This window comes from Natrinema soli, assembly GCF_028618695.1.
On the sequence record NZ_JAQIVI010000233.1, the window covers coordinates 1 to 5,577 of the forward strand.

7 protein-coding genes are annotated in these 5,577 nt (G+C 64.4%); 2 read left to right on the plus strand and 5 right to left on the minus strand.

From position 1 onward, the window contains the following. Positions 1-562 (plus strand): alpha/beta hydrolase (locus PGX04_RS15255; protein ID WP_273739285.1); only part of this gene is annotated, 562 nt, incomplete at its 5' end. Between the two features lie 45 nt (positions 563-607). Here PGX04_RS15255 and PGX04_RS15260 read toward each other — a convergent pair. Further along, a complete protein-coding gene (locus PGX04_RS15260) occupies positions 608-1,024 on the minus strand; it encodes a universal stress protein (protein WP_273739286.1) in 417 nt (138 codons plus the stop codon). A 609-nt stretch (positions 1,025-1,633) separates the two neighbouring features. On the opposite strand from PGX04_RS15260, the gene PGX04_RS15265 reads away from it, so the two are divergent. Then, positions 1,634-1,795, plus strand: coding sequence for a hypothetical protein (locus tag PGX04_RS15265; protein WP_273739287.1), 162 nt, complete (start codon positions 1,634-1,636; stop codon positions 1,793-1,795). A gap of 176 nt (positions 1,796-1,971) precedes the next feature. On the opposite strand, the gene PGX04_RS15270 is transcribed toward PGX04_RS15265, so the two are convergent. From PGX04_RS15270 to PGX04_RS15285, 4 genes are all read right to left on the minus strand, one after another. Then, positions 1,972-3,102 carry an inorganic phosphate transporter gene (locus PGX04_RS15270; RefSeq protein WP_273739288.1) on the minus strand — a complete coding sequence of 377 codons (1,131 nt, stop codon included), beginning with the start codon at positions 3,100-3,102 and terminating at the stop codon, positions 1,972-1,974. A 267-nt stretch (positions 3,103-3,369) separates the two neighbouring features. Further along, entirely contained in the window at positions 3,370-4,464 is a 1,095-nt protein-coding gene (locus PGX04_RS15275; protein ID WP_273739289.1) for an aminopeptidase, read from the minus strand. Between the two features lie 77 nt (positions 4,465-4,541). Then, positions 4,542-4,688 (minus strand): DUF7859 family protein, encoded by a 147-nt coding sequence (locus PGX04_RS15280; RefSeq protein ID WP_176548140.1) that lies wholly within the window; start codon positions 4,686-4,688, stop codon positions 4,542-4,544. Between the two features lie 345 nt (positions 4,689-5,033). After that, positions 5,034-5,577, minus strand: a 544-nt coding sequence (locus PGX04_RS15285; protein ID WP_273739290.1) for an MDR family NADP-dependent oxidoreductase, incomplete at its 5' end; no start/stop codon positions are given.

Genomic DNA, 5,577 nt, shown 5'->3' on the forward strand with positions numbered 1-5,577 from the left:
CGGCGCGACCGCGCAGGGGATGATCCAGCTGGCCGACGAAGTGGGTCGGGAGGGCGTCGCCTTCCTCGCCCCGCAGGCGGCCCGCCAGACGTGGTATCCGAACTCGTTTCTCGCGCCCGTCGAGCGGAACGAGCCCGGCCGGAGCTCGGGGTTGCAGGCCATCAGCGACGCGATCGGTGAGGCAAACGACGCCGGGATTCCCATCGAGCGGATCATGCTGATCGGCTTCTCGCAGGGAGCCTGTCTCGCCAGCGAGTACCTCGCCCGCAACCCGCAGCGCTACGGCGGCCTCGCCGTCCTCAGCGGTGGACTCATCGGCGAGGATATCGATCCCGACGACTACCTCGCCGACGATCCCGACCTCGAGGGTACGCCCGTCTTCCTCGGCTGCAGCGATGTCGACCCGCACATTCCCGAGGAGCGGGTCCACGACACGGCCGACGTCCTCGAGTCGATGAACGCCGACGTCACGAAGCGGCTCTACGAGGGGATGGGCCACGGCATCAACGAGGACGAGATGGAGTACGTCTCGGGAATGGTCGCGGATTTGGTCGACGACTAATCGTAGCTTCATCGCTGACGGATTCCGGCTGCGCTCGAGTTCCAATCACCGGATAACGGTAACCGGCATGGGGGCGCGTCGGACGATTTTCTCGGCGACGCTGCCGAGCAAGATACGGGAGAGCCCGGATCGTCCGTGGCTTCCGATAATGACGTGATCGATGTCGTGCTCTTCCGCGAACGAGACGATCTCGCGCGCGGGCCGCCCGACGACGGTCTCGGTCCGAAACTCGACGTCGGGATCGCTGGTGATCGCGTCGATCTCGTCGGGGAGCGCTGCGGAGATTTCCTCCTCTCGCTCCCGCAACATCTCCTGTACGATACTGATCCCCGCTTCCGTCGAACTGTCCGCCGCCTCGATGACGCGCAGCAACACGATCTCCGCGTCGGGATACGTCGCAAACGCGTGTTCGACCGCCTTCTGCGCGGGCTTTGACCCGTCGTACGCGACGAGTACGTCCATACGCCTGCTAGCTTTACGCGGGAGTATAAACCCGGTCGATACCAACCGTTCTACTCGACCGAACGACTGATCCTCCTGTTTTCGATCAGTTCGCGAATTGGGTCGCTGATCTCCGTATCGTTCCGGGTCGCCGACCGCTGTCTCACTTTGGACTGTCCGTCCGGCATGCGGTGGCGCGCGCTGAGTCGCGGTGAACGCCAGTGAACCGCGACACAACCCCGTGCGAGGGATGAGCAAGTGACTCTGGAGCGAGCGAATCGGTTGGGGAGGACGTGGAATCCCTAGTTGCCACGGTAGCAGGGCGCGCATGTTCGTTATCACCCTCCATCTCACAAATCGGTCACTTTCCGACACGTTTGCAGTAGATATAAGTTATTACTAATCAACAATTAGAACGGAAGCCACACTCTATCCGTCGCGAGGGGCATGCGCTGAAATGCCCCGGGTGCTAGAGCCACCCGAGACGTGGCTTCCAAACGCGACCCGTTTGCAAGCCATGATTGCGTTGATTCTACCGGGATATAAACGTCCCGCACGACCGCGGAATCGCCCGCCACGACCAGCCTTGAGCCCCGTCCCGGCCTCGAGACGAACCGGAGGTCACGGCCCATGAGTACCGGCCGCGAGCCGGGCGACGACGAGGACTCGCCGTTCCCCGCCTGTCCGCGCTGTGGCGATCCGGTCCTGTTCTCGGTTGTTACCGGCCCCCACACCGGCTTCGCCTCCCCCTGTGGCTGTTCGGTCCCGCCGGGGCTGCTCGAGCGCGAGTGATATCTCCGCTGGGCCCCTACACTCTCCGTCGGGCTCGTGCCCCGGCGGGCAGCCGACCTCCCGTCGCCGGACGCCACCATCGAAACCACCGCGTCGACGGCAGGGGGTCGGCCCGTAAATGGGACTCGAGCACTCCGGCCATCCTCGTTCATGCTTCTCACGGTCGATCGACCGTCTCAGAACTCGAATAGTGGACCGAACTGGAACAGGACGAACGTGCCGACCGTGGCGACAACTGGAACGATGTTCTGCACGAGGAGGACTCGGGCCGTCGTCGCCGGATCGAACAGGTCCGAGGCCGCGGGCACGCTGTCGCCGTCGTCGCCGGGTGTCGCCCGTTCGCCGCCAGCGGCGGCGTTTGGGTGGGCCGTCGTCCGCGTGGCCCGTCCCCAGCCGAGTCCGACGATACTCATCGTCGCGATGACGACGAAGCTCGCAGGAATGCCGAGCCAAGAGAGGAAGACGACGAGACCGGCGCTGACGACCGTGACGATGATCGCGGCTGTCAGTGGCAGCTCCGTGATGTCGCTACCCACCGTCTCGAGCGTACGACGAGCGATCGTAAACGCGCCGACCGCCACGGCGGCCGAACCGAGCAGGACCAGCGGAGTGAGCGCCATCGCGCCGGTCGCGTAGAGGGGGGCGATAGCATTGGCGATGTTGCTCGTGCCCGACGCGTAGGCCGTCGCACAGCCGATAGCGATGACGCTCAGCGACCCGGCCGCTTCGCGTCGGTCGGCGCTCGAGCCGAGCCGAAACCGAGGAGCGAACCCGGCCGACGCCACGGTCACCATTGGCCGGTCTCGCGTGCGGGTCTCGAGCGCGAGCCACTCGTCGAGTCGGGGATAGAAGTACCGACCGACGACGCCGGCCACCCAGAAGCCGACGATCGGCGCGACGATCCACCAGACGGCGATCTCACTGAGGACCGACCAATCGAGTTCGCCGGTCGCGAGACCGAGTGCACTGACTGCGCCGACGGCGGTCATCGATGTCGAGGCGGGAACGCCAGCGTAGTTGCCGACGAGCAACGCCCCGCCGATCATCAACAGGACGGCAGCGCTCGAACGAAGCGTGAAGACGGACTGATCCCGAAGGAGATCGACCGCGAGCGTGTCGACGACTTCCGGGCCGACGGTTAGCGCCCCGAGCGCGAAACAAACGGTCATAAGCGTCGCCGCAACGCCCGTTCCGATCACGTTGGCCCCAACGGCGGGCCCAAACGCCGGTCCGGTCGTCGAACCGCCGATGTTGCAGCCAACGAGAATCGTGAGGACCAGTCCGACACTTAACAGTGCCGCGTACATAGTAGTATCATCTCCATAGGTTACAAAGAATTTATCGGTCACTGATACGGTCAACGTCCGAATCTGAACAACTCGACGACCGCGAATGATATGTCGGTGACAGCGCGACGATGACCGATCGCTACCGAACTGTTTCCGCTTGGGGTGCCTTCGGACCTTCTCGCGCGAAAACGACTGCAGAAATCGAATATCTCCGCTGGGCCCGCAAGAGCGACGGCTCTTTCGGACTTTGATGAAAATACCGGAAGAGCACCGCTCGTCGCGGTACTACTCCTCGAACCCGTCCTCGAATCGGAACGTCCCGTCCCGTTGAACTACTTCGCCGTCCACTTCGATGACCGAGTCCTCGCTCATGTCGACGATCATGTCGACGTGGACCGCGGAGTCGTTGGCCTCGTTGCCCTCGCCGACGGTGTCGTCGTAGGCCCGGCCGACGGCCATGTGGACCGTGTCGCCCATCTTCTCGTCGAAGAGCATGTTGTAGGTGAACTGGTCGATGTCGCGGTTCATCCCGATACCCAGCTCGCCGAGTCGACGCGCGCCGTCGTCCGTATTGAGGACTTCCGTGAGGACGTCCTCGTTTTTCGCCGCTGAATGGGAAACGACCTCGCCGCCCTCGAACTCGAGGGAGACGTCCGTGATCTCCCGGCCCTGATGATAGAGCGGCATGTCGAAGAGGACCGCTCCCTCGACGCTGTCGGGCTGGGGTGCGGTGAAGACCTCGCCTCCCGGCAGGTTGTGTTCGCCGTGGTCGTTCAGCGTCGGGTTGCCCGCGACGGACATCGTCACGTCGGTCGTGTCGCCGCTCTTGATCCGGATCTCCTCGGCGGGATCCATGATTTCGACCATGTGCTCCTGGTGGGCGCGCTGTGCCTCCCAGTCCTTGTTGACGGCGTCCCAGACGAAGTTCTCGTAGCCGTCCGTGCTCATCTCGGCCAGCTGGGCGTTCGCCGGAGCGGGGAACTGCGTGAGACACCAGCGCTTGGAGAGGCGCTCCTCGAGAATCGGGCGATGGGCCTGCTGGTGGGCCGCGCTGATCTCGGGGTCGACGTCGCTGGTCTGGGTGGCGTTGTCCGTCGCGCGAATGGCGATGTAGACGTCGGTATTCTTGACGAGCGCGAGTTCGTGCTCCGGCGTCTCGAACTCGTCATCGGCAGCCCGAAGATACGCGCGCTGCTGTCGCTTCCCGGTTCGCTGGCTGGTCGTGATCGGGTTCGCACCTCGATCGCCGATCACTTCGTGGAGGGCGACGACGAGGTCCTCGGCGACCGGATGGGCGTCGATGACGACGTTGTCGCCCGCCTCGAGGTCGACCGAGTGATTAGCGATGATCTCGGCGTGTTCGCGGATTCGCGGGTCCATACCCCGGTATTGACGGGGGGAGGAAAAAACGGTTCGTGATGGGGATCGATCGGCCGGTGACCTGCGACCGCCTCGAATCAGCGATCGCCGCGCATTCCGTCGCGGAACTCGAGGACGGTCCGTCGCAGGAGGAGATACGCGAAAAAGACGAGCGAGAGGAGGATCACGACGACCGCGATGATGACGGGATCGTCGGGGATGAGACCGATGAGGGTGTCCAGCATACTCGGCCGCTACACTGTCAGCGTGGTTAACCGTTTCGACCTCGCTCGGTTGAATCCGTCCGCCCGAATCGATAACTAAAACCGGAATTTCAGCTTGCGCTGACTATAACGTGTGGCGGATCCTCCGTTCGATTAGGCCTCGATCGCTGGCCCTCCACCGTCCGAGGCACGTCCTCGAGATCGGGGCCTGTCGTCCGTCCCTGCGACCGCGACCGGCCGTCCGCCGACTCCCGTCTGACAGCTCGGAGACTGCGGACGGCCGGCCCCTCTGACATCGCTTTCAGGTCACTCCCCCGCTGGCGTCGTGCGCTGCGTGGTTCGCTTCGTCCGGAGCGCAACGGTCCTTCAGTCGCCGCGCTCGCCGACCTTGACCAGTTGCTTGCCGATGTTCTCGCCCTCGAACAGGCCGAGGAAGGCGTCCGGCGCGTTTTCGAAGCCTTCGACGACGTTCTCGCGGTAGCGGATCTCGTCTTCCCGAATGAATGTCGAGAGGCGCTCGAGCGCCTCGCCCCATCGATCCTGATAGTCCCCGACGAGCAGTCCCTCGACCTTCGCGCGGGTTTCGATGAGTTTCGCGAGCTTTCGCGGACCCGTGGGAACCTCGGTCTCGTTGTACAGCGCGATCTGACCGCAGACGGCGACTCTCGCGTGGACGTTCAGACGGGGCCAGACGGCGTCGGTGATCGGGCCGCCGACGTTGTCGAAGTAGACGTCGATCCCGTCGGGGCAGGCCTCGGCCACCGCGCTGCCGAGGTCGTCGGTCTCCTTGTAGTTGATCGCGGCGTCGAAGCCGAGCTCCTCGGTGAGCCACTCGACCTTCTCATCGCTGCCGGCGGTGCCGACCACGCGCGCGCCGTTGATCCGGGCGAGCTGGCCGACGACGGAGCCG